Origin of the sequence: Pseudomonas sp. 43A, from assembly GCF_013363935.1 — a bacterium.
Taxonomy (GTDB): Bacteria; Pseudomonadota; Gammaproteobacteria; order Pseudomonadales; family Pseudomonadaceae; genus Aquipseudomonas; species Aquipseudomonas crudilactis.
This window is the reverse complement of record NZ_CP054880.1, coordinates 985,188-1,008,163: the sequence shown is the minus strand read 5'-3', so window position 1 is coordinate 1,008,163 and position 22,976 is coordinate 985,188. Positions and strand designations below refer to the sequence as shown.

Here is a 22,976-nt window from a genome sequence, read left to right as displayed (position 1 = left end):
CGATAACAGAATAACTGTTCAGATTTTGTTCAATTCAGCCTTTATCCAGTCATCGAGAGCGGGTATCATGCCAACCCTTTTTCGAACTCTCATGATCCGGCCCCACCTCAGGGAAGTCCTATGTCGGCGGTACGCATCGGCCCATACACATTGCAGAACGGCTTGATTCTCGCCCCGATGGCGGGGGTCACCGACCAGCCCTTTCGTCAGCTGTGCAAGCGTCTGGGCGCAGGGCTTGTAGTCTCGGAAATGGTCACCAGCGACATGAGCCTGTGGAACACCCGCAAGTCGCGCATGCGCATGATCCACGAAGGCGATCCCGAGCCACGCTCGGTACAGATTGCCGGTGGCGATGCGCAGATGCTGGCGAACGCGGCCCGGGCCAACGTCGAACTGGGCGCACAGATTATTGATATCAACATGGGTTGCCCGGCAAAGAAGGTCTGCAACAAGGCCGCCGGTTCCGCGTTGTTGAAAGATGAAGCACTGGTGACCGAGATCCTGCACGCCGTTGTGGCGGCAGTTGATGTGCCGGTGACCCTGAAGATCCGCACCGGTTGGGATCGCGACAACAAGAACGGCCTGACCGTGGCGAAGATCGCCGAGCAGGCCGGGATCACCGCGCTGGCAGTGCATGGCCGCACTCGCGCCGATCTGTACAAGGGCGAAGCCGAGTACGACACGATTGCCGCAATCAAGCAGGCCGTGTCGATCCCGGTGTTTGCCAATGGCGATATCGATTCGCCGGAAAAGGCCCGTTACGTGCTCGACGCGACCGGTGCCGATGGCCTGTTGGTTGGCCGCGCCGCCCAAGGGCGGCCATGGATTTTTCGCGAGATCGAACACTTCCTGCGTACCGGCGAGAAATTGCCGGCACCGGAGCTGATCGAGGTGGAACACATACTGCTAGAGCATCTGGCCGCACTTCACGCTTTCTATGGGGATGTGATGGGCGTGCGCATTGCGCGCAAGCATGTGGGCTGGTATCTCGCAACCTTGCCGGGCGCCAGGGAGTTTCGCGCCCACTTCAATCGTTTGGATGGTACGGAAACACAATGCGCCAACGTTCGGGAGTTCTTCGCCGAGCGTTACAAGAGCCTGACAGGGGACGAAGAAGGGGTGGCCGCATGACGATGATGACCGAGACTTTAGTGAGTGGAACAGCACCCGTGAGCGACAACGTGAATTTGAAACAGCACCTCAATACCCCGAGCGAAGAAGGTCAGACCCTTCGCGGGAGTGTCGAGAAGGCGCTGCACAATTATTTCGCCCACCTTGAGGGCGCGTCCGTCACGGATGTGTACAACCTGGTGCTCTCCGAAGTCGAGGCTCCCCTGCTCGAAAGCGTGATGAACTACGTCAAGGGCAACCAGACCAAGGCCAGTGAGCTGCTGGGACTTAACCGCGGCACGCTGCGCAAGAAACTCAAGCAGTACGATCTGCTGTAAGCATTCAATCAAACCAGAAAGGCGCCCGCGTAAAAAACGGTCGCCTTTTTTGCTGACTTCCTTTGCTTTTGATGGAAATTGAGATGACCGACCAGACTACCCGCCTGCCGATCCGCCGCGCCTTGATCAGCGTTTCCGACAAGACCGGGATCCTCGAATTCGCCAAGGAGCTTGAAGCTCTGGGCGTCGAGATCCTCTCCACCGGCGGGACGTTCAAGCTGCTGCAGGACAACGGCGTAGCCGCAGTGGAAGTCGCGGATTACACCGGTTTCGCCGAGATGATGGACGGTCGGGTGAAAACCCTGCACCCGAAAATCCACGGCGGCATCCTCGGTCGTCGCGGTATCGACGACGCGATCATGAGCGAGCACGGCATCAAGCCGATCGATCTGGTTGCCGTTAACCTCTATCCGTTCGAAGCCACTATCAACAAGCCAGGCTGCGACCTGCCGACCGCCATCGAAAACATCGACATCGGCGGCCCGACCATGGTCCGTTCGGCAGCGAAAAACCATAAAGACGTAGCGATCGTGGTGAATGCCAGCGATTACGCCAGCGTTCTGGAAGGTCTCAAGGCCGGTGGCCTGACCTACGCTCAGCGTTTCGACCTGATGCTCAAGGCGTTCGAACACACGGCTGCCTACGACGGCATGATCGCCAACTATATGGGCACCGTGAATCAGGCCGCTGAAACCCTGAGCACTGACGGCCGCAGCGAATTCCCGCGCACCTTCAACAGCCAGTTCATCAAGGCCCAGGAAATGCGCTACGGCGAGAACCCGCACCAGAGCGCGGCGTTCTACGTGGAAGCCAAGCCTGCCGAAGTCGGTATCGCCACCGCGACCCAACTGCAAGGCAAAGAGCTGTCGTACAACAACGTGGCCGACACCGACGCCGCGCTGGAATGTGTGAAAAGCTTCGTCAAGCCAGCCTGCGTCATCGTCAAACACGCCAACCCGTGCGGCGTGGCAGTCAGCCCGGACGCAGAAGGCGGCATCCGTCAGGCCTACGAACTGGCTTACGCCACCGACACCGAGTCGGCATTCGGCGGCATCATCGCCTTCAACCGTGAACTGGATGCCGAGACCGCCAAAGCGATCGTCGAGCGTCAGTTCGTTGAAGTGATCATCGCCCCGAGCGTCAGCGAAGAGGCTCGCGCCATCGTTGCAGCCAAAGCCAACGTGCGCCTGCTGGCCTGCGGCGAGTGGTCGGCTGACCGCGCCGCTGCCTGGGACTACAAGCGCGTCAACGGCGGCCTGCTGGTACAGAGCCGCGACATCGGCATGATCAGCGCCGATGACCTGAAAGTCGTGACCAAGCGCGCGCCGACCGAACAGGAAATCCACGACCTGATCTTCGCCTGGAAAGTCGCCAAATACGTTAAGTCCAACGCCATCGTCTACGCCAAGAACCGTCAGACCATCGGTGTCGGCGCTGGCCAGATGAGCCGCGTAAACTCGGCGCGTATCGCCGCGATCAAGGCTGAGCATGCCGGCCTGCAAGTTGCCGGTTCGGTGATGGCATCGGACGCGTTCTTCCCGTTCCGCGACGGCCTGGACAACGCGGCCAAGGTCGGCATCACTGCGGTGATCCAGCCGGGCGGCTCGATGCGTGATGCTGAAGTGATTGCTGCTGCCGATGAGGCTGGCATCGCGATGGTCTTTACGGGCATGCGTCATTTCCGTCACTAAGAACACGTTCCAATGTAGGAGTGAGCCTGCTCGCGATAGCCATTGATCAGTCAAAGCTGCAGTGACTGACACACCGCAATCGCGAGCAGGCTCACTCCTACAGAAAAGCGTCCCTGCGGCGCTCAACAGAATTAGCGTCATCCGAGGTTTTTGAAATGAATGTTTTGATCATTGGCAGCGGTGGCCGTGAACACGCCCTGGCCTGGAAAGTGGCTCAGGATCCGCGCGTGCAGAAGGTTTTTGTTGCACCGGGCAACGCCGGCACCGCCATCGAAGCCAAGTGCGAAAACGTCGCCATCGACGTGTTGGCCCTTGAGCAACTGGCCGACTTCGCCGAGAAAAACGTTGCCCTGACCATCGTCGGCCCGGAAGTGCCGCTGGTGGCTGGCGTTGTCGACCTGTTCCGTTCCCGTGGCCTGGACTGCTTCGGTCCGACCGCCGGTGCTGCGCAGCTGGAAGGCTCGAAAGCCTTCACCAAGGATTTCCTCGCGCGCCACAAGATCCCGACCGCCGACTACCAGAACTTCACCGAGATCGAGCCGGCTCTGGCTTATCTGCGTGAAAAAGGCGCGCCGATCGTAATCAAGGCCGACGGCCTGGCCGCCGGTAAAGGCGTGATCGTCGCGATGACTCTGGCTGAAGCCGAAGACGCGGTGCGCGACATGCTCGCCGGCAATGCTTTCGGCGACGCAGGTTCGCGCGTGGTCATCGAAGAATTCCTCGACGGCGAAGAAGCTTCGTTCATCGTCATGGTCGACGGCAAAAACGTTTTGCCGATGGCCACCAGCCAGGACCACAAACGTGTTGGCGACGGCGACAGCGGCCCGAACACTGGCGGCATGGGTGCTTACTCCCCTGCCCCGGTGGTCACCGCCGACGTGCACAAGCGCGTGATGGATCTGGTGATCTGGCCGACCGTGCGCGGCATGGCCGAGGAAGGCAACGTCTACACCGGTTTCCTTTATGCCGGTCTGATGATCGACAAGGCCGGTAACCCGAAGGTTATCGAGTTCAACTGCCGCTTCGGCGATCCGGAAACCCAACCGGTGATGCTGCGTCTGCAATCGAGCCTGGTGCTGCTGGTCGAAGCCGCGCTGGCGCAAGCGCTGGACAAGGTTGAAGCCCAGTGGGATCCACGCCCGAGCGTTGGTATCGTGCTGGCCGCTGGCGGTTATCCGGGCGACTATGCCAAAGGCGCCGCGATCAACGGTCTGGATGCAGCCGCCAGCCTGGAAGGCAAAGTCTTCCACGCCGGTACCGCGCTGAAGGACGGCAACGTCGTCACCGCCGGTGGTCGCGTACTGTGCGCCACCGCAATGGGCGCAAGTGTCGGAGAAGCTCAGCAGCAAGCGTACAAGCTGGCAGCGGCCATCGACTGGGAAGGTTGCTTCTACCGCAAGGACATTGGCTACCGCGCCATTGCCCGTGAACGTGGCGAAACCCAGGAATAAGCTGTCGTTGTAGCCCGGCGAGGAATGCCATTCCCTGCCGGGCTGTTCCACCGTCGCGCATCGTTATATTCTGGCATCAACCTACGAAGGGATTTCGCCGTGCGCTGGCTCAGGATTGCCATAAGCTTCACCGTCACGTTGCTGACCTTGCTCTGCATGCTCCCGGCCCAGGCCGCGCAAGGCAGTGGCTGGTCGGTATTGCTCGACGATCAGGGCAATCTGCAATTGAGCGATATCCGCTCCGCTCGCTACACCAATCAATTCAGCCCCATCGACCTTGAGCGCCTCACCGCGTCCGCACCCGATGGTGCCTTGTGGCTGCGTTTCAGGCTGGCGCCGGGCAAGCACGAGCAAGTGCTGCGCATCTTCGCGCCTGACCTGTCACAGCTCAGTCTTTACGTGCTCGACGGTGACAAACTGATCGAGCAACGCAACACCGGCACCGACCAGCCACAGGCCGAACGGCCGTTGCCGAGCAGCGACTTCATGCTGCCACTGCCGCAGAGCGAAAAATCCCTCGACGTGTATCTACGCCTGGTGTCCGACCATCAGTTGCGCCCGCACGTCACCCTGCAATCGGCAGTGATGAGCGCGGCCAATCACAATCAGACGCTGGTCTTCGGCTTACTCTTCGGCTGCCTTGGCATGCTGCTGCTGCACAACCTCGTGCGCTATGCCTATTCCCGCTCGCGCAGCAGCCTGTGGCTGGCAGTCTGCGAAGGCCTGTTGGGCCTCAGTCTGTTGCTGCTGCTCAATCTCGCCGGCCCCTGGCTGCCGAACTGGCACGCGATCCAGACACCGGGTGCCTATCTGGCCTTACTGCTGACCGCCCCCGCCGGCTTGATGTTTGCGTTGCGCTTCTTCGCCCCGCTCGGCCCGCATCCACTGAACAAGTTGCTGCTGGGCGACATTTTGCTCATCGTGATTTGCAGCCTGCTGTTGTTGTTCGTCAACACCCTGCCGCTGAACATCATCACTTACGCGCTGGTAGCTCTGGCAGGCCTGAGCATGTTGCTGGTCGCTTTCTATCACTGGCAAAAAGGCTACCGCCCGGCGCGCCTGTTCGTGGCAGCGATGGTGGTGTTCAACATCGGTACATTGATCATTCTGCCCGCCTTGTTGGGGCTGACACTGGTGTCGCCGCAAGGCTTGATCATGACCCTGATGGCATTCATCTGCATCAGCGGCCTGCTGATGAGCATCGCCCTCGGCGAGCGCCAGCGCAGCATCACCGAAAGCCGCTTCAGCGTCAGCCGCGACCTCGCCGCAAGCAATGCCGAAATCAACGCCAAGGCCGAGTTCCTCGCCAAGATCAGCCACGAAATCCGCACGCCGATGAACGGCGTGCTGGGCATGACCGAGCTGCTGCTGGGCACGCCGCTGTCGGTCAAGCAACGCGACTACGTGCAGACCATCCACAGCGCTGGTAATGAACTGCTGACCCTGATCAACGAGATCCTCGACATTTCCAAACTCGAATCCGGGCAGATCGAACTGGATGATGTGCAGTTCGACCTCAATGCCTTGATCGATGACTGCCTGAGCATCTACCGGGCCAAGGCCGAGCAGCAGAACGTCGAGCTGATCAGCTTCATCCAGCCTCAGGTTCCGCGCGTGATCAGTGGCGATCCGACGCGCCTGCGCCAGACACTGCTGAGCCTGCTGGAGAACGCCCTGAAGAAAACCGACGAGGGCGAAGTACTGATCGTCGTCGCCCTCGATGAGCGCAGTAGCAAACCGCGCCTGCGCATTGCCGTGCAGGACAGCGGTCAACCGATGGAGCAGGAAGAGCGTGATGCATTGATGCACGCCGAACTGCACAGCAAGCATTTCCTCTCGGCCAATCGCCTGGGCGGCAATCTGGGGCTGGTGATCGCACGGCAATTGATCCGTCTGATGCACGGTGAGTTCGGCATCAAGAGCGGCACCACTCAGGGCAGCACCTTGTGGCTGACCCTGCCTTTGGATCCGGATCGCCTCGAACACCCGACCTCCGATCTCGACAGTCCGCTTCAAGGGGCACGGGTGCTGGTGGTCGATGACAACGACACCTGCCGCAAAGTACTGGTGCAGCAATGCAGTGCGTGGGGGTTGAATGTCAGCGCCGTGCCTTCCGGCAAAGAGGCGTTGGCCTTGCTGCGAACCAAAGCACATCTGCGTGATTACTTTGATGTGGTGTTGCTTGATCAGAACATGCCAGGCATGACCGGCATGCAGCTCGCGGCCAAGATCAAGGAAGACCCGAGCCTGAACCACGACATCCTGCTGATCATGCTCACCGGCATCAGCAATGCGCCGAGCAAGATCATCGCGCGCAACTCGGGGATCAAACGCATCCTCGCCAAACCGGTGGCCGGCTACACGCTCAAGACGACGCTCGCCGATGAACTGAACCAGCGCAACAAAGGCCAGGTGGTGTTCCAGCCGCAAGTGGTCAGCCCGGCCACAGCAGCGAAAGTGCCAAGCGATTTCCGCATCCTCGTTGCCGAAGACAATACGATTTCGACCAAAGTGATTCGCGGCATGCTCGGCAAGCTCAATCTGCAACCGGACACTGCCAGCAATGGCGAGGAAGCGCTGCAAGCGATGAAGGCGCAACGCTACGATCTGGTGCTGATGGACTGCGAAATGCCGATACTCGACGGTTTCTCGGCGACCCAGCAATTGCGCGCATGGGAAGTCAGTAACCAACGCATTCGCACGCCAATCGTGGCATTGACGGCGCACATTCTCGCCGAGCACAAAGAGCGTGCGCGCCAGGCCGGGATGGACGGGCACATGTCCAAGCCCGTCGAGCTGTCGCAGTTGCGCGAACTGATCGAGCACTGGGTTGCACAGCGTGATCAGCAGAACCGGACAGCCTCGACGTTCTGAGTTGTCCTGGTCGCCGATTCGATCATACTTCCAGACTGCTCAAGGACTTGAGCGAGCCCGCGATTACCGGCTTTTTGACCTTTTCCTCCTGCTGCGAGCCAAGACCATGCTCCACGTGTTGTTCAGCGTTTACCTGAAGATGCTGGTGCTCTATAGCCCGTTCTTCGTGTTGTCCTGTTTTATCAGCCTGACCCGTGGTTATTCGCGCAGGGAGCAACGGCGCCTGGCCTGGAAAGTGGCGATCGCCACTCTCGTTTCCAGTGTGCTGCTGTATTTGTTCGGGCGGGTGATATTCGATGTGTTCGGCATCACGGTCGATGCCTTCCGTATCGGTGCCGGCAGCGTCTTGTTCATCTCTGCGCTGGGCATGGCGCAAGGCAAGTCCGTGGTACAAACCGACAACGTGCAGCAGGACGTGACCATCGTACCGCTGACCATTCCGTTGACCGTTGGCCCCGGCACTATCGGTGCACTGCTGGTGATGGGGGTCAGCCAGCCGCACTGGGATGACAAACTCACGGCGATCATGAGTATTGCGTTGGCCAGTTTCACCGTCGGCGTGGTGCTCTACCTGTCCAATCGCATCGAGCGGATTCTCGGCGACCAGGGTTTGCAGATTGTCAGTCGTTTGATGGGTTTGTTTGTTTGCGCACTGGCAGCGCAGATCATCTTCACCGGGGTCAAAGGCTATCTGGTGTCCTGAACCAGCGCCTCGAACCATGATCGGACAGCAGAACGCCGCGAACAGCCTTGTTCGCGGCGTTCTGTCGTGAGGCGGACTTAGCCGGCAATAACCGGCTCGGCGGTCAGTGCCCGGAATGTCACGCTGCCACGTCCTTTGCTGGTCTGCAACTGCCGCACCCACGCGGAGATCGGCAAGGATTGCCGGGCTTTGAAGGCGAGGAAGACTTCCCCGCGCAATAACGGATCGGATGAGCCCACACCACGGAATATCAGTGCATGCTCATTGGCTGGGTCAACGATGATCAAATGCTCCTGCACGATCTCGAACAACAGGTTATCCGGCGTGTCGAAGTCCCAGATCAACTTGCCCGGGATCGCCGGCGCTTGCCCCAGCGCCTGGCGACAGTCGACGACGACCGCGTCCAGTCTCGACCAGGCGGCCTTCGACAAATGACAGATCACACCGCCCTGCCCCAATCGCAAGACCAGCGTGCTGACATCGTCGGCAATCAGCGGTAGCAGATCATTTATCTTGTCGTGGCCTTCAAGGGTCATGACCTGTGCATTGCGCTGAAGATAGTCGAACGGTCCGAAGCTGTGCATGCCTGGATACGCCTGCACCGTGCCCTGCCGACGCTCGTGCAGTAATACGTTGACCTGATTGCGGGTGCCCAGCATGACGACGTCCGCAGGCAGGCGGTCGGCGGCAATGCTCACCAGCCGAGCGCTGTGCACGTCGTACCACTGCAAATGGCCAGGCGCGGACTCCACTGACACAAACGCCTCATGTTCAACCCTGGCTAACAAGGCTTGCATGTGCTCTACCAGATGCTCGCCGTGTGCCGCCACCCAACGACGGTCGACAGCGGTGACCAAGGCTGTCTGCTGATGCCCCAGCTGCAGCGTTATGCCGTCAACGGTTGTACCGCGCAACCCGGAGCCATCCACGGCGACGTCGCTAAACCGCCAGTCACGCCACGCCCGCTCGGGAATTGGCAGAACGTCGCTGTGCAGCATTTGTGTCCCCTCTCCAAATGCCCGAACGAGCTGCTGTGGTTCAACGAACCCCTGTGTCCAGATTTCACCTGTGGACATATTGAACAGCCAGGCCGCCCGATTATCGGAGGCCATGCCCAGCAAGCGCACTGGAACGTCGCGCCCCTGATCGCACAAGAGCAGGCGGCCGTTCATACACCAGGCACTGAGGTTGCCGTCACCGGCCAGGTTGCGTAAACCAACGATCGCAAAACTGTCCACCGGATAACGTTTGGCAAGCGGCTCCAGCGCCAGCCACCAGTGCGCATGATCCTTCAGCCACTGCTCACCGACACCGTACAGGGGGAACTCGCCTTGGGCAGACAGATTAAAGAGTCGTCCCTCGTCGTCCAGAATCAGATAGCCGTTCTCGACCGCCACGATTTGCTTGAGCCCTGGCGGCTGCACCCAGCGATCCGACCACTGTTCGACACCTTGCGCCACCAGCCGCTGCCGGCGACAAAGGGTCTGGTCGAGACGGTTGTAGATGAAGTAGACATTTTCTTGCTGCGCCATCGGCAACAGCACCAGGTCCGCCAGATTCTTGATCGAGTCCGGCCAGCCACGGGCGTGACGCGCCACAGGCAATGGATGAATCAACAAGCGATCGAGACTGCGAATCCAGACGATATCGCGCTTGTCCGTGTCGAATGTCCAACTGACGGAAACGTACGTCGCCGGTTGCCAGTCGACGGTCGTCTCACCGTCCCGCTCAGCGACGGGACGAAGCACTGTGTACTCGCCCAGCACCGATGACCAGTCGCCCAGGATTTCGCTGGCGAATACGGTCGCCTGCAGCTCCCGCGCCATGTCGTGGGTGACGGAACTCAGCAGCAGTTGCTGCCGGTGAATCAGGTAATTGAACCGTCGCGGCCCATGGGCGCCGGTGACAGTCTGCTCGACATGAATCACGCCATGTGCATCCATCTCGACAGGGCCAATCAGGCTTTCGCCCTCAGCCACGATCAACCGATAGCGATACCTGAGCAGCCCGCTGACGGCATCGACCTGCCAGATGTCATAGCTGTCCGGCAGATAGAAATACGCATACCCATCGGCCACCAGTGCCAGTTGTGCGTCCTCGGTATCGGCGATGTCTTCGTTGCGGATGTAGACGAAACGGTCTTCCCGGGCGTCATACCAGGCGGTGGTGGAGCGCGGCGCCTGCGGCGACTCGAACGGGATCAGCCAGTCACGCACCGGCGTATAGGGCAGTACCAGGCGATGCTCGCGGGCCAGCGCTCTGAAATGCGTCAATAACGCTTGCTCATCAAGCCCCTCCGGAGCGCTTTGCTGGAGGACATCCAACTGACGCTTGCCACGGTTAACGCTGAACAATTGATGATCGCCCGTGCGAATCAGCAGCGAATGACGTCCATGACCGGTCACTTTCACGTGAACATTACCGATATACAGATCGCCCAGTTGCTCGATCCGGACATCACCTTCGCGCGCCCAACCGGCCTCCAGTACCCATCTGGAGAAGTACTGGCTCGACGACACGAGTTCTATGTGAGCGTCCGGACTGAGCGCCAGAGTGCAATGCGCGCCAACGCCGAAAATCTTGTATGACACCTGATTTTTCCAGGCGCGGGGCAGCGACGGGACCACCAGCGTGCGTTGAGTCCTGTCCAGAAGAACCTCGATAACGGTTTCGCGATACTGAGGAAGCAGACGGCTGACGATGTAGTGCGAAGGAAATGAGTAAAACGAAAACAGAAACAGCCAGTTGCCGTTTGCTTGCCGTTTTTCCAGACGGCGGGCGATGTCGAAACCGCGGTCGTGCCGCGAAGAAGCAAACGGCAGCGCCTTGTATTCATAGCCATAGCAGGTCTCGGGGGTGCACGGCAGGACGATGGCTTGTCCCTCGGCCGGTGCGAACGCAAGCTGCCCGGGCAAACCCAGGTGTTGGCGCACATTGATCGCCCGGGAGTAGTCGGCGTCGAAATCCGGCACACCGAAGTGGTCGCGTAACGGGTAAAGCCTGGGGCTGTCGAGTAACAGCGCAGTGGCTGCCAGATCGATTCTTTTGACCACCAGCGCCGGCGCCACAACCCACGCCTTCAGGGCATCGTCGAAGCGATAACCGATACCGCGGTGGGCCTCTTGCAGATCCGCAAAAAACGTCCCGACTTCCTGGGCGTTGCGTGCGATGGCGGCAAACCCTTGCGCCAGTGCCGCCACCCCCACAGCCAACCCGCCCAGAATCACCCCGGCGCCGCCCAGCACCGCAGCGGCAGTCGACGCGCCAGCGACTGCCGCTCCGACCCCGCCGGCCGTCAATGCCAGACTGGCGGAGTCAAACGCCAGCTGCGTGCCGAATTGCGCTTTTTCAACATCGTCGCCAGCGGTTACCAACTGATAAATATCAAACCCGACGTTGGCCAGTCCCAGCACGGCCCCGACACCTTCATTGGCCGCATGCCCCAACGCCTCTGAGACCACCGACGCACAAGTGCGGGCGATGATCTTTTCTTCCCCCAACGCGGTTTTGACCAACTGAACCAGACCGACCACATCCACGACATTGCCATGCAGCAACTGCGCGTAATTGAGGTAAGCGTGCAGACGTACCGCGGTGGTCAGCGTGCGGCCTTCGCCTTCACGTCCGCGCAAGGCGTTCATCAGCGCCTGGATCGCGAAACCGGCATTGAGGGTATGCACACTGCCAGCCTCGGTCGGATCCAGTACCGCCGCAGTTGCGACCGGTTTGCGGGCCAGGGTCGTAAACTGCTCGGACAACCAGTTTTTGATCCGCAGCAGTCGGTGGTCGTCGCTGACAACCTGCACCACACGTTCAGGCTGCGCCGGGTCGATCATATGCAATCGATACTGGCCCTCGGGGGTGACTTCCAGGGTGTCGAACAATGGCACCAACGGCGTGGCCGACGTATGAAGGTCTTGCAGCGCCGTCGTCGCATGAGCGATCTGCTGCCCCCACCAATGACTGTCCAGCCCGAGCAGGCTGGCCCCCAGATGAGAATTTTCCACCAGTGATCGACCATGGGCGCTGTTCAGACGCTGGCGCAGCCTGCCGGCTGGCTGCCCGGGCAACGGCTCGCCCTTGAGCATCTTCGCCACCTCGAACCCGGTGGACAATGACAAGGCCGCCACTCGCTCGCCCTGCAACTCGATCAGGTCGAACGTCGGCCGGATTTCGGCACCGTAGGCCGCATAATATTTGGCCATGCCCATCTTCAGGAAAAAGTGCTCTAGCGCCCGCTTGAGCATCGCGGCACTCTCGAATTCGAACACGCCGAAGTTGGGGTCGTAAAAATGATAGAGGACCTTTTCACCCTCTACGGTTTTCGCCACCAGCATCGAGTGATTGTCCGAGTTGAGCATCAGTGTTCGGATGCCTGTATGGTTCTCCAGTGCCGTGGTGACCTGCCCCAGATCAGCCCGCGAGAGCGTCGTGCCCACCTCACTCAGCCGGGTCCCTCGCAGTTCCTCCAGCGCTTGCACAAAAACAATCGAATCATTCTGCTGTGGCTCAAGAACGGCCAGGTAAAAACGTTCGCGCAGGTGATGGGAAGCCGTTTTGCCCGTCGCAATGGCAGCGGCCATCATCAAGGCCAGGGGATAGCAGCGCCCACCAATCGTTTCGCCAACGCCATCAAGCAATAGATCTTGCGGCACGGGTTTCACGCCGCTGACTTCGATCTGACTGAAGACCTGATCCATCTGCCGGGCAATCTGCAAGCGATGTTCAAGCGTGGCCACTTGTTGGATCTGTGCAACGTAGCGCCCCCACTGTTGCAGGGTGTGCGCCTTTATCAGCGCCGCTTTTTTCAGATCCAGTGCGCTGACCGATGCTGCCGCTTCAGCGACCTCGCCGGCCAGACCGCTCAGGAACGCTGCATCTTTGCGGGTATACAGATGTCGTTCAATGACGGCATAGCGACTCGAAGCACCCAGCTCACGAACACTGTTGGCCAGGTTATCCAAATCACCGCTGTACGCGTCAAAGCGTTGGCTGTGCAGCGAGTCGATTCCCAGCAACACGCCCAACGCCAAACGCTGCAGTGGCGTTGTCTCGGCCAGTGTCAGCTCACCATGGGCCATCGCGCTCAGCACTTCATCCAGCCCCAGATCGAGGAATCGCCTGTCTCGCGGAAAAACCGCAGGTCGCGCTGTGATCGGCTGATTCTTGATGAGCTGACGATCGGCAAAGCTCAGTGGCAACGGATCCCCGAAAGTCATCGTTCCGTCGAAACCCTGACGCATGGCGTCGACAAAGCGATCGCCGAGCCCGTCGACCAGGCGCTGCAAGATATCGGTCAGCAGCACCGCTCGCCCTTCAATCAGAGGCCAGCCCTGCTCGAACTCAATGCTCGAACCTTTGAGCAATTGCACGACATCGCCCTTGTAGCGGGTTTTGTAATGGCCTTGCTTCCAGCGCGCCTGCTCATCCTCGACCCATTTCACCGGATCGGTCGCGTTGTCTTTCCAGGAGTGATCCAACTCTTCTTCGGTGGCACGGTTGACCGAGGCGTAGCGTGCAATGGCGGCCTCGGTGCGAATTTCCCTGGCCTGCTCCGGAGTGAGATGCACTCTGGCGTAATCGGCCATGGCGTCGCGTATCGCTCCCGGGCCGGTCAAATAGATGGTGCCTTCGCTCTGGCGCCGGATCCCGTCACTGAAGTAGCTCGCAGCCGCACTGGCAAGAAAGCCTGCGAGGAGTTCTTCCTGGTTCGGCAGTTCGCGGAACGGGCCGTAAGTCTGTTCCAGAATCGTCTGTGCCAGCGGCAACACACTTTCAAAGTCAGTCAGTGCGACACCACGCTGCGCCGCCTGGCGTAGCGTGTCGTCGACCAACTGATAGTTGAAGCGGATACGCTCGATCACCGCTTGCAACGTCGCCGATCCGGCATGGGCCATCAGGAATGCATTGGTCATCGAACTGCCTTCGGCGACTGCTCGCAACATGAAGGGACGAGCCAGCAAATCGGTCGGTGCCTGGAAAACCTGGCTTAGTGCCGGACGGCTCTGAGCGAACGCTTCAAATGCCGCACGGTTCTCTGCCGGAATGCTCTTGGCATAGCTGTTGGAGGGCTGACGGCCCGGCATCCAATCGGGATTGTGGTTGAGCAGCAGTTGCAAAATACCCAGGCGGGCGTCGACACCCAGTACCTCAAGATCGACTCCCGCCAACTTCGCCACCAAAGGCGGCAAGTTATCGACATCGGCATAGCTGCCACTCTCGCGATACAGCACTTCGACCCGCACGATATCCGAAGCTGCCGCCAGATTGCCGCGCAAACGCATTTCCTGCTCATAGAGGCTCTGAAGCTGCAAGGGAACAGACGCAGCGTCAAGGTCGCGCAACTGCAGATCGCCTCCTGCCATGGTTTGCAGGGTGCGACGGTTCTGCTCGCGCAGCGCCAGCAATGACGCCGCGTCCTGGCCATAGGCGCGAACCAGCAGGTCAACCCGCGCGTCATCGGCGGATTGCCCTTTGGCCACAGCCTCATTGAGGTGTGCCTGCATCTGCCGCTTCAGCACAATGGCACGCTCTTCGTAAAGGTCAGCCAGCGCATTTTCATCGACGGTTTTATCGCCGACATGGGCCAGGGCGTCAGCCTTGGCCGCCTCTACCATCAGCTTGTTGGTCTGATATGCCAGCAGCGCATCGCTGTCGTACCAGAGATTGAGCGTGTACCCCTGCCCGGCGAGCACCTGTTTCCAGACATTGAGGTAATCACGCTGAATCTCGCCAAGCCCGCCCCCCAGCCAGACGAAGTGCAGCGTTTTTGCAACGCGTGTCGGTGCGGTTTTGAGCAGTTCGACCCCCAGATGCACCCGCGACTCGAAGGCTTCGACCCGCTCATAAATCCGCGCCAGATCCGCGGCGGACGCTTGCTCGGTTGGCAAAGGCGGTTCCAGCTCACGCCTCACCCGACTCGATCCCAGCAAAGGCTCCAGCGTCTGACGTAACAGCCTCAAGGGCTCAAGCAACTGCTGTGAATCCTTGGCGCCGGCACAGGCGGCGTAATAGCGCAGCAGCGCGTCGTAATGTTTGTTGTTTTTATGCAGTAATAACGCCTGTTCAAAATCACTACGCGCAAAGAGCGCTGCAAAGTTCACAAAAGCCTCGCCAACTGCAACTTCAATATCTCGCATGATGCCCTCACAACCTTCTGAAAGAATAGTAACGAGCACCACGCTAATCATCAAACCGGCAAATCTCAAACTAGAACAAACTCAATTATTTTCAGAAATCATGTGCAACTTAAAACACCTGATTCATTATCAGAACATTCGCTTTCAGTATATTTCCGCCGAGCACAAACACCTTTAAAACCTGAATACTCCAAAACAAATAAAAACAATTAAACGCATAAGGGTCGTGAACTCTCGGTCACGACCCTTTTACCTTTTAGTTTGGCTGTATATTTCAGATCAGCTGTTTTACCAACTTTTCCAGTGTTGCAATCTCTTTATCGGACTGTACGTATGCCAGCGCATCAAGCCACTGGTCGACACCTCGCCGGTAGTCCACCGCGCCGAGCCTGATGTTTATCTGCAGTGGCCTGCCTGACTCGTCATCTTCCGGCGCGGCATCACGCACGATCAGACTGTGGGCCGTATCCGGGTCCGAGAGTACCAACTGCCCGTCAACCAAAGACACCAACAGGCGCCCGGCAGCGTCCACGTCCAGTACCAAAGTACAGATAGGCGTATCGGCTGCACCTTGCGGACGCTGGCGATCGACTACGATGCAGTCCAGCCGTTGCCACGCTTGTTCCGACACCCGATAGCTCAATGCCTTGGCACCATAGGTGAGAATCAGTTTTTCGACCCCGTCAGGCAGCATTGCCATGATATCGGTGACCTCACCACTCACCTCGAGCGCCAGGAGCTCGCCTTCGCGTCGGGCGTAACTGTCTTGTGCCCAGACGCCCTGCGCCGCCCCCCGACTGTAGATCAGGCTGTCAATCGGGTCGAACAGTATGGCCACCGATGTGTCGCGCGCGCCAAGAAACACCGGCCACTGACCATCGGCCCGGCCCGAAATATCAAAGAGACGATCCAGTTCCGGCACAAAGTACGTATAGCGACCCAGGGAATCTTCGACGTGCACAACCGGTGCATGGGCTTGTCCGCTCAATAACGCCTTCAAGCGGGCCTGCAACTGCTCGGCGGTCTGCCCGGGGATGAATGACCATTGTCTTTCGACGCCGACGATGCGTGCCGGCTGTTGATCGAGCAGTTCCAGGTTAACGCCTTGGCGGGTACGCCCGAGCAACCCTTGCCCCTGCGTCAGCACCTCGGCGAATGACCATTGCCCCCAGACTTTTTCCGCCACTGGCAGCAACGTGCGATCCAGTAACCGCGGGCCGTTGGCAAACGCTGCGCGCAACGTCTGGGTCTGCACCAGCGCCTGGCGGTAAAGCTGCCCCGCCGAAACGTCCAGCAGCCAGGCGGCCTGCTTGTCGGGCGTCAGTCCAAGCAAGGCCAGCTCCGTACCTTCACCGACCTCAACGAGCAACACCTTCGCGCCGATACACCACGCCGCCACTGAGTGCAGGCCGGAAACATTACTCAACCCGATGATCGAAAACGGCGCATCCCGATAAGCATCGGCCAGCGCCGGTAATGCGCTGAGCCAGTCGGCATGGCTGCGCAACCAGTGGGCGCCGATGCCAACGAATTGCAGCGCGCCTTGCTTGTCGACCTCAAACAGGCGTCCGTCTGCCCGGGTTGCGATGTAGCGCTCAGCGAATGAACTGACATCGATGACATCCTCGGCGACGACTTGCCCACCCACCGGCCCGGCTCCTCGACGCAGCATTCGGGCCTGTTTGCTGTAGAACAGCGGCAGGTCGTCCACGCCGTCATCCCAGGTCAGCAGGATTGTGTCCAGCTTGAGCCCGGTGCTATGAGCCAACTGGAAATACAGCCGGTCGGCCAGACGAATCCAGCCCAGATCTCGCAGCGTTTCCTTCTCATGGCTGTGAATCTGCACGAACCCGGCGGGCCCCCATGTGCTCAGGCTCGACGCCATGCCAGACGTGCCATCGGCATAGGTCCGCGGCGTCTTGAAGCGAGCCACTAGTGAATGCCAGTAATCGGCCGGACGCCTAGGCGTGTAATCACTCCAGGCGGCTGATGTATGGATGCCGGTAAGCACTGCAGAATATTCAGTCAGCAGGTATTCGAATGCGATCTCTACCCCTCCGTTGACTTCAAGCATTTTCTGCCGCAGACGCAGGCCGTTGGCAGTCTGTTCACAGCCAATGATTCTTGCACCAAGGGCAGGGTTCATCAGTCGGTAGCGATGCTTGACCGTGCCGGTGATCGCATCAACCCGCCAGACCGTCGCGTGCCCAGGGTGATAAAACCATGCCTGCCCGGCGTTGGCTGCAGCCAATACAACGCCGTCATTGACATCCTCTGGCAGGTTGCGCGCATACAACAGCCGGGCACGCGCAACGTCGTAGTAGGCGGTGACCAGGACGGGCCGCAGCGCAGCGTCCATAGGCACCCGGAATTTGTGTAACGGCACAAAAGCCGCTGCAACGCGTCGCTCCACCACGCGTGTCCGAACGCGTGCCAGCAGCGCAGCCTGCGAATCCTGTTGCTCCTGGGTGACAGACACCAGCAGCAGACGCTGGTTTTTCCAGTCGAGACTGAACATCTCGCCATGGGTCAGCTGGATGAAGTCCACCTGACCCTCGATCCGTATTCCATCGACACTGAGAAACGACTCTTCAAATCGCACCTTGTTTTCGCTGACCCATGGCGCATGAAGGACCCACTGGGTCGCCGCGTAATTGCGCAGGAAAACGGCAACCAGACCGGGAGTCAACCAGAGCTGGCGAGCACCTGGTGTACGGCTGAAGATCTCGTAGGAAATGCATTTTTTCCATTCTGCCGGCAATGTCGGCACCAGCAACTGGCGCACCTGTTCGTCCAGCGTCACAACAATCCGTGTGGGCTTGTTGAACGGGTAGAGCTTGTAGAGGATGTGCGGGAACGGTGTGTTGGCGAAGAAATAGAAACGCTGGTTGCCATGCTCGTCGTACTCCAGCTTGTTGACGGTACTGTTGCGCAGGCTTGGATACCAGGTTTGCATGAGTGGCTGGTGGAGCTCATCAGCCAGGACGCCAAATGGCAAAAGCGTGCTGAGGAAGCTCGGTGAGGCCTTTTCGCTTGCTTGCCGCGCCTCACGCGCCAACTCGCCAGGCTGTGGCTCATAGGCATAGCCGGACGTTCCGACCTGGTACTCATAACCGAAGTAACACTGCGGTGTACACGGGAGCACCACCGTCTGTACGTCACCGGGCGCCGGCCGGATGAGACTGACCACTTGCGGCAGTCCGAGCGTCTCGCGGATATCGATCGCCTGGTGCAGTCGCGACGGGTGATTGTTGAACTGCGGCAGCTCAAGTCCGCCGCGATCCATGGGGTAAAACTTCTGACTGTCGAAACGGATTCGGTTGCCTTGCAAGTCCAGCTCGGTGATGACGGCTTCGGGTTCAAAACTCAGCGCCCCGTCCTTGCGCGTGTAAACGCCAGGGCCGTAGGCGTCTTGGATCTTGCGCAAGTACGCACCCACGCCTTTGGCCTTGTCGCTGATCTGTCCCAGGTTACTGGCGATCGCCGTCACACCAATGCCGACGCCGAGCAGCGGCACCGACAGAATCGCAGCGGCACCGCCCACCGCTCCGCCAACCGCCAATGCGGTGATATCCAGCGCCAGGGCTGCGACATTGAATACCAGTTGCGTGGCCAACCGTGAACGCTGTTCCTGATTGGTCGCCACTGCCAGACCATAGAGGTCAAACCCTATATTGACGGCGGAGAAGACAATCCCGGCAGCTACGGAGGCCCGGCCCAGCAGCCGACCGGACAGCGATGACTGGCGCAGCGCCAATGCCTGCTCACTGGCTGCCACTTGACGAACCAGACTGACGATCTGTGCCGCATCGTTCAATACGCCATAACCTAACTGGGCATAACTGACATAGACCTGCACCTGCAGGGCGATCGACAACGCCGGCACCTGCTCTTCCCCGGCCTGGTATTCGCGATGGCGCATCTCGGTAATCAGCGTCTGAATCGCAAAGGCGAAACTCAACCGACTACCGCCGTCGGCCTCACCCGCTGCAGTATTTTTGCCGGCCAGGGACTGCACCAGGCGCTGGATGTGCTGTTGGACTTTGCTGAAGCGCGCGTCGGTGGTGGTAACGACTCGAGCGTTTTGCGGATCGCGCGCGTCCACCAGCGTCACGCTGTAACCTGCGTCGGGGTGCTTCTGCAGCGTTTCCAGCAGCGGCAGAAACTCACCCCCCAGTTTGTTTTCGGCACGTAATTGACCGGTGGCCTGCTCGAATGCCTGCACCCAATAACGCGCATCCAGTTGCGCCAGGCTGGCGCCCATCCGGGCGTTTTCACCCAGCGATCGCTGGCGTCCAACGGCTTGTTTTTGCCAGACCGAAGCGCTGCCTGGATCGACAATCGGAGCGTTTTGCAAAAAGCTGCCCAGCGGCGTACTCGACAAAAGTGTCCGGCCCATGATCGCCGTGGTATCGAGTTCGACAACATTGAACCGCGCACGGTCGCCCTCCGCGAGACCGTATAGCCGGGCCATTGCAGCGTTATCTCTGCTCAGGTAGCGCTGCATGCCCTCTTTAAGTTGCTCTACCCGGGCAAACCCGTAAATCGCAAAATTCGGCTCGTAAAACCGGTAAACCGTCTGGCTGCCCTCCACTGTTTTCGCCACCAGCAGCGCGTGATTGCCGGTGTCGAGCAGCATGACCGTCGAAGCGGTTTTCGCCTCCAGCATTTGTGCGATGGCGTCCAGGCCATGATGGCCGTGTGGCTTGCCCACGGCTGTCAGCGGCACAGCCTGCAATTCGTCCAGCGCCAATAACAAAGCCCGCGAGTCGGCGTCCTCCGGGGCATGGCTGACGTTCGCCACCCGGCCGATCAGGGCACGCTCAGCCGCCTCGCCACCGGTCAGCGCTGCCGCCATCAGCAGTGCCAGCGGATAGCATCGACGACCAGGATCGCCCGGCGTGGTCATGAGCAGGTCCTGCGGTACTTTCCTGGCGGACATGGCGCCAGCCTTGAACAGTTCGGTACGAACCGCCTCACCGCTGCGCAGAATCTGCGCGTGATATTCACGGCGCGCCGTGCTGTTGATCCGGGCGATACGTTCACCCCACTGACGCAACGTCAATGGTTCGCCCAAGGCACGCACCTTGAGTTCGCGGGCCGTGTACGTGGCGCTAGGTTCAGCGCTTGCCAGGCCTGCCTTGAAGGCCGGCGTCGCGTGCTGGCGCAAGGCACTTTCGATAGCGTTGAAGCGGGCAAACAAGCCATCTTCGGCGGTTTGCGCAGCGAGGCTGGAAAGGTTCTTCCACGCACCGGCAAAGCCATCGATATCCAGGCTCGCTGCGCCGAACATCCCGCCCAGCATCACGCGCAGCAACGGGCTGAGTTGTTCGACGGCGAGCGACCCGCGGGCAACCCGGACCAACAGTTCGTTCAGGTTACTGGTGGATTCCGCACCGTAAGACGGCGGCAGTTCAAGGGCAGGCTGGGCGAGAATTTGCTGGCGGGCATCGAAACCGATGGCAAAAGCTTCGTTGAAAGTAACATCGCCGCTCAACTTGTCTTTCATTGCGCGAATGAACGGCTCGCCCAAGTCATCCATCAGCTGTTGCAACACCGAGGTCAACAGCACCGGTTTACCTTCGATCACCGGCCAGCCTTGTTTAAAGGTCAGGGTCTGCGGCCTCAGTAGATCCGCCAACTGACCGATGTAACGTGACTTGAGTTTGCCGTTGCGCCATTTGTCCTGCTCTTGCTCAAGCCATTTGTTTTCATCGCCATTCACGGTCCAGCCGGAGATCCGCTCCTCTTCCGTGGAAACGTTATAGCCCTCGACCAATTTCAGTCGATTGCGAACCTCATCAATATGATCGGAATGCAGACGCTGTTCGATATATTTGCCAAGTCCTGCCGCCGCCGCACCCGGCCCGGTAAGGGCAATGGTGCCGCGTGCATCGACCCGAATACCGTCCTGATAATACGTGCGAATGGCATCGATCAGCTTCGCTGACGAATAGTGTGTTTTTGAAACGGGAAACTTGCCCGCAGCCGCCGTTTCATTGACCACATTTTGAATGATGGGCAACGCCCGTCCCTCATCCGCAATATCAATGCCGGCAGCGAGCAAGCGGCTCTCCACTTCTAGCAGGCAGTCATAATTGCTTCGAATCATCTGCATGTAAGACAGCGTCATGGCACTGCCCGAATGGGCGATGAAATGCGCGTTCATTTCCCCGGTATTCGCACTGCCATGGGCAGTGCCCAAGCGAAGGGCATCCTGCGGTACAGCGTGCTCCAGCGGTGCGACGAATATCTCGGAAATACCGGGTTTGCCGCGCGCAAAAGTGGTTAATGCCTCTTTATGCCTAGCGGCAATTTCGCCGGATATCTGTGTATAGCGGTGCGGATCCCGCCCGGGCATCAACGCTTGATTGTGATCCAGTAAAAGTTTCAGTACCCCGAGTCGCTCATTGCCATCAAAACCGCTGATATCCACGCCGCCCAACGTCTCGGCCAGTGGCGGCAAGTAATCCATGTCGCTGTAACGTCCCCCCTCCAGGTACTCGGCCTGCAACCGCACGACATCACTCGCCGCGGCAAAATTGCCGCGCATGGCCACTTCACGCTGATAGACATCCTGTAGAAAATGCCCGGCAAATTCGTGGCGAACGTCACGCAACTGCAAGTCCGTGCCGGCCATGGCCTGATGCGTCTCCAGGCACTGCTGACGGAAAGCCTCAAGCGTCGCGCGATCCTTGCCGTAAGCGCGAACCATCAGATCGATACGCGCCTCGTCCGCCCGACCTGTCCATTGCGGCTGGTTCAGATAGTCGAACATCTGATGTTTCAATACCCGCGCGCGGTCTTCAATCATCTGCGACAACTGGAGGGGCCTGGTGACCTTATCGCCTTCCGATGCCATCGCATCCGCTCTTGCACTGTCGAGAATCACCCGATTCATCTCAAAGGCGAGCAGTGCATCACTGTCGTACCAGAGATTGAACCGATACCCCTGCGGCTCCAGCACCTTGCGCCAGATGTTCATGTAATCGCGCTGATTGTTGCCCACCTCACTGCCACCGACCCAGACGAAGTGCATGATGTTCGGCACGGGCCGGGCGACGCCGTTCAGCATGTCCACCGTGGCTGACAATCTCGCCACATAGCGATTCAACCGGGTTCGAATCCGATGGATGTCCATAGGCACCGGCGTCGACTTGCGATCCATCAAGGCCTCGAGTCGTTCCTGAAACAGTTTCGCCGGCAGCAGTTTTTCGACCGCTGTGAAGGTCTTGCTGGCAAGTTCATGAGACTCGGCCAGCGCCGCGTATTCGCCTGAGTCGGCAAACTCGCTCAATGCCCCTTGAAGTGTCGAATACTCTGCAGCCGAAGTGAATGAAAGTTCGCCTGCATTGTTTCCCGTAGCACTCATCCGTATTCTTCCTTGATTCAACAGTTCTAAGTCGGGCAAAACTATTGAGTAAACACGGCGTGCTCAAACTTGAAAAAGCTCAAATAATGTCGAATGAAACATTGACCAACATTCAAATGCGACAACGGTATGATTCAGCAACAACTAAGCCTGTTATTTCTTTTGTCATAAACAACGAAAAGGCCACGTCCCCCGGAAAGGGCGTGGCCTTGTCTTACTGTCGACATTCAACTTGGCAAGTGTTGACACGATGTCACGATGCGAGAAGTTATTTACAACTTCTCCCGACGATCAATAA

8 protein-coding genes are annotated in these 22,976 nt (G+C 59.3%); 6 read left to right on the top strand and 2 right to left on the bottom strand.

Going from position 1 to position 22,976, the window contains the following annotated elements:
- The first annotated feature begins 120 nt into the window (after positions 1-120).
- The 6 genes from dusB (at position 121) to HUW52_RS04265 (ending at position 8,167) form a co-directional block, all read left to right on the top strand.
- A complete protein-coding gene (gene dusB, locus HUW52_RS04290) occupies positions 121-1,131 on the top strand; it encodes a tRNA dihydrouridine synthase DusB (RefSeq protein WP_016984921.1) in 1,011 nt (336 codons plus the stop codon).
- Entirely contained in the window at positions 1,128-1,448 is a 321-nt protein-coding gene (gene fis, locus HUW52_RS04285; protein WP_003221275.1) for a DNA-binding transcriptional regulator Fis, read from the top strand. The genes dusB and fis overlap by 4 nt, the downstream gene beginning before the upstream one ends.
- Positions 1,449-1,531: 83 nt before the next feature.
- Positions 1,532-3,139 (top strand): bifunctional phosphoribosylaminoimidazolecarboxamide formyltransferase/IMP cyclohydrolase, encoded by a 1,608-nt coding sequence (gene purH, locus HUW52_RS04280; protein ID WP_175553054.1) that lies wholly within the window; start codon positions 1,532-1,534, stop codon positions 3,137-3,139.
- A 155-nt stretch (positions 3,140-3,294) separates the two neighbouring features.
- Complete coding sequence (purD, locus tag HUW52_RS04275; RefSeq protein ID WP_016984919.1) at positions 3,295-4,590, top strand: phosphoribosylamine--glycine ligase; 1,296 nt, start codon at positions 3,295-3,297, stop codon at positions 4,588-4,590.
- A gap of 99 nt (positions 4,591-4,689) precedes the next feature.
- Positions 4,690-7,464 carry a hybrid sensor histidine kinase/response regulator gene (locus HUW52_RS04270; RefSeq protein WP_175553053.1) on the top strand — a complete coding sequence of 925 codons (2,775 nt, stop codon included), beginning with the start codon at positions 4,690-4,692 and terminating at the stop codon, positions 7,462-7,464.
- Between the two features lie 106 nt (positions 7,465-7,570).
- The gene (locus HUW52_RS04265; protein ID WP_016984918.1) at positions 7,571-8,167 is read left to right on the top strand and encodes a MarC family protein; all 597 of its coding nucleotides are present in this window, start codon (positions 7,571-7,573) and stop codon (positions 8,165-8,167) included.
- Positions 8,168-8,244: 77 nt separating this feature from the next.
- Here the strand turns inward: HUW52_RS04265 and HUW52_RS04260 are convergent, their stop codons facing one another.
- Entirely contained in the window at positions 8,245-15,306 is a 7,062-nt protein-coding gene (locus HUW52_RS04260) for a TcdA/TcdB pore-forming domain-containing protein (RefSeq protein ID WP_175553052.1), read from the bottom strand.
- A 274-nt stretch (positions 15,307-15,580) separates the two neighbouring features.
- Entirely contained in the window at positions 15,581-22,678 is a 7,098-nt protein-coding gene (locus HUW52_RS04255; protein ID WP_175553051.1) for a TcdA/TcdB pore-forming domain-containing protein, read from the bottom strand.
- Positions 22,679-22,976: the final 298 nt, after the last annotated feature.

Coding starts and splice junctions, on each gene's coding strand:
- dusB (WP_016984921.1), top strand. CDS start 121: ATGTCGGCGGTACGCATCGGCCCATACACATTGCAGAACGGCTTGATT.
- fis (WP_003221275.1), top strand. CDS start 1,128: ATGACGATGATGACCGAGACTTTAGTGAGTGGAACAGCACCCGTGAGC.
- purH (WP_175553054.1), top strand. CDS start 1,532: ATGACCGACCAGACTACCCGCCTGCCGATCCGCCGCGCCTTGATCAGC.
- purD (WP_016984919.1), top strand. CDS start 3,295: ATGAATGTTTTGATCATTGGCAGCGGTGGCCGTGAACACGCCCTGGCC.
- HUW52_RS04265 (WP_016984918.1), top strand. CDS start 7,571: ATGCTCCACGTGTTGTTCAGCGTTTACCTGAAGATGCTGGTGCTCTAT.
- HUW52_RS04260 (WP_175553052.1), bottom strand. CDS start 15,306: ATGCGAGATATTGAAGTTGCAGTTGGCGAGGCTTTTGTGAACTTTGCA.
- HUW52_RS04255 (WP_175553051.1), bottom strand. CDS start 22,678: ATGAGTGCTACGGGAAACAATGCAGGCGAACTTTCATTCACTTCGGCT.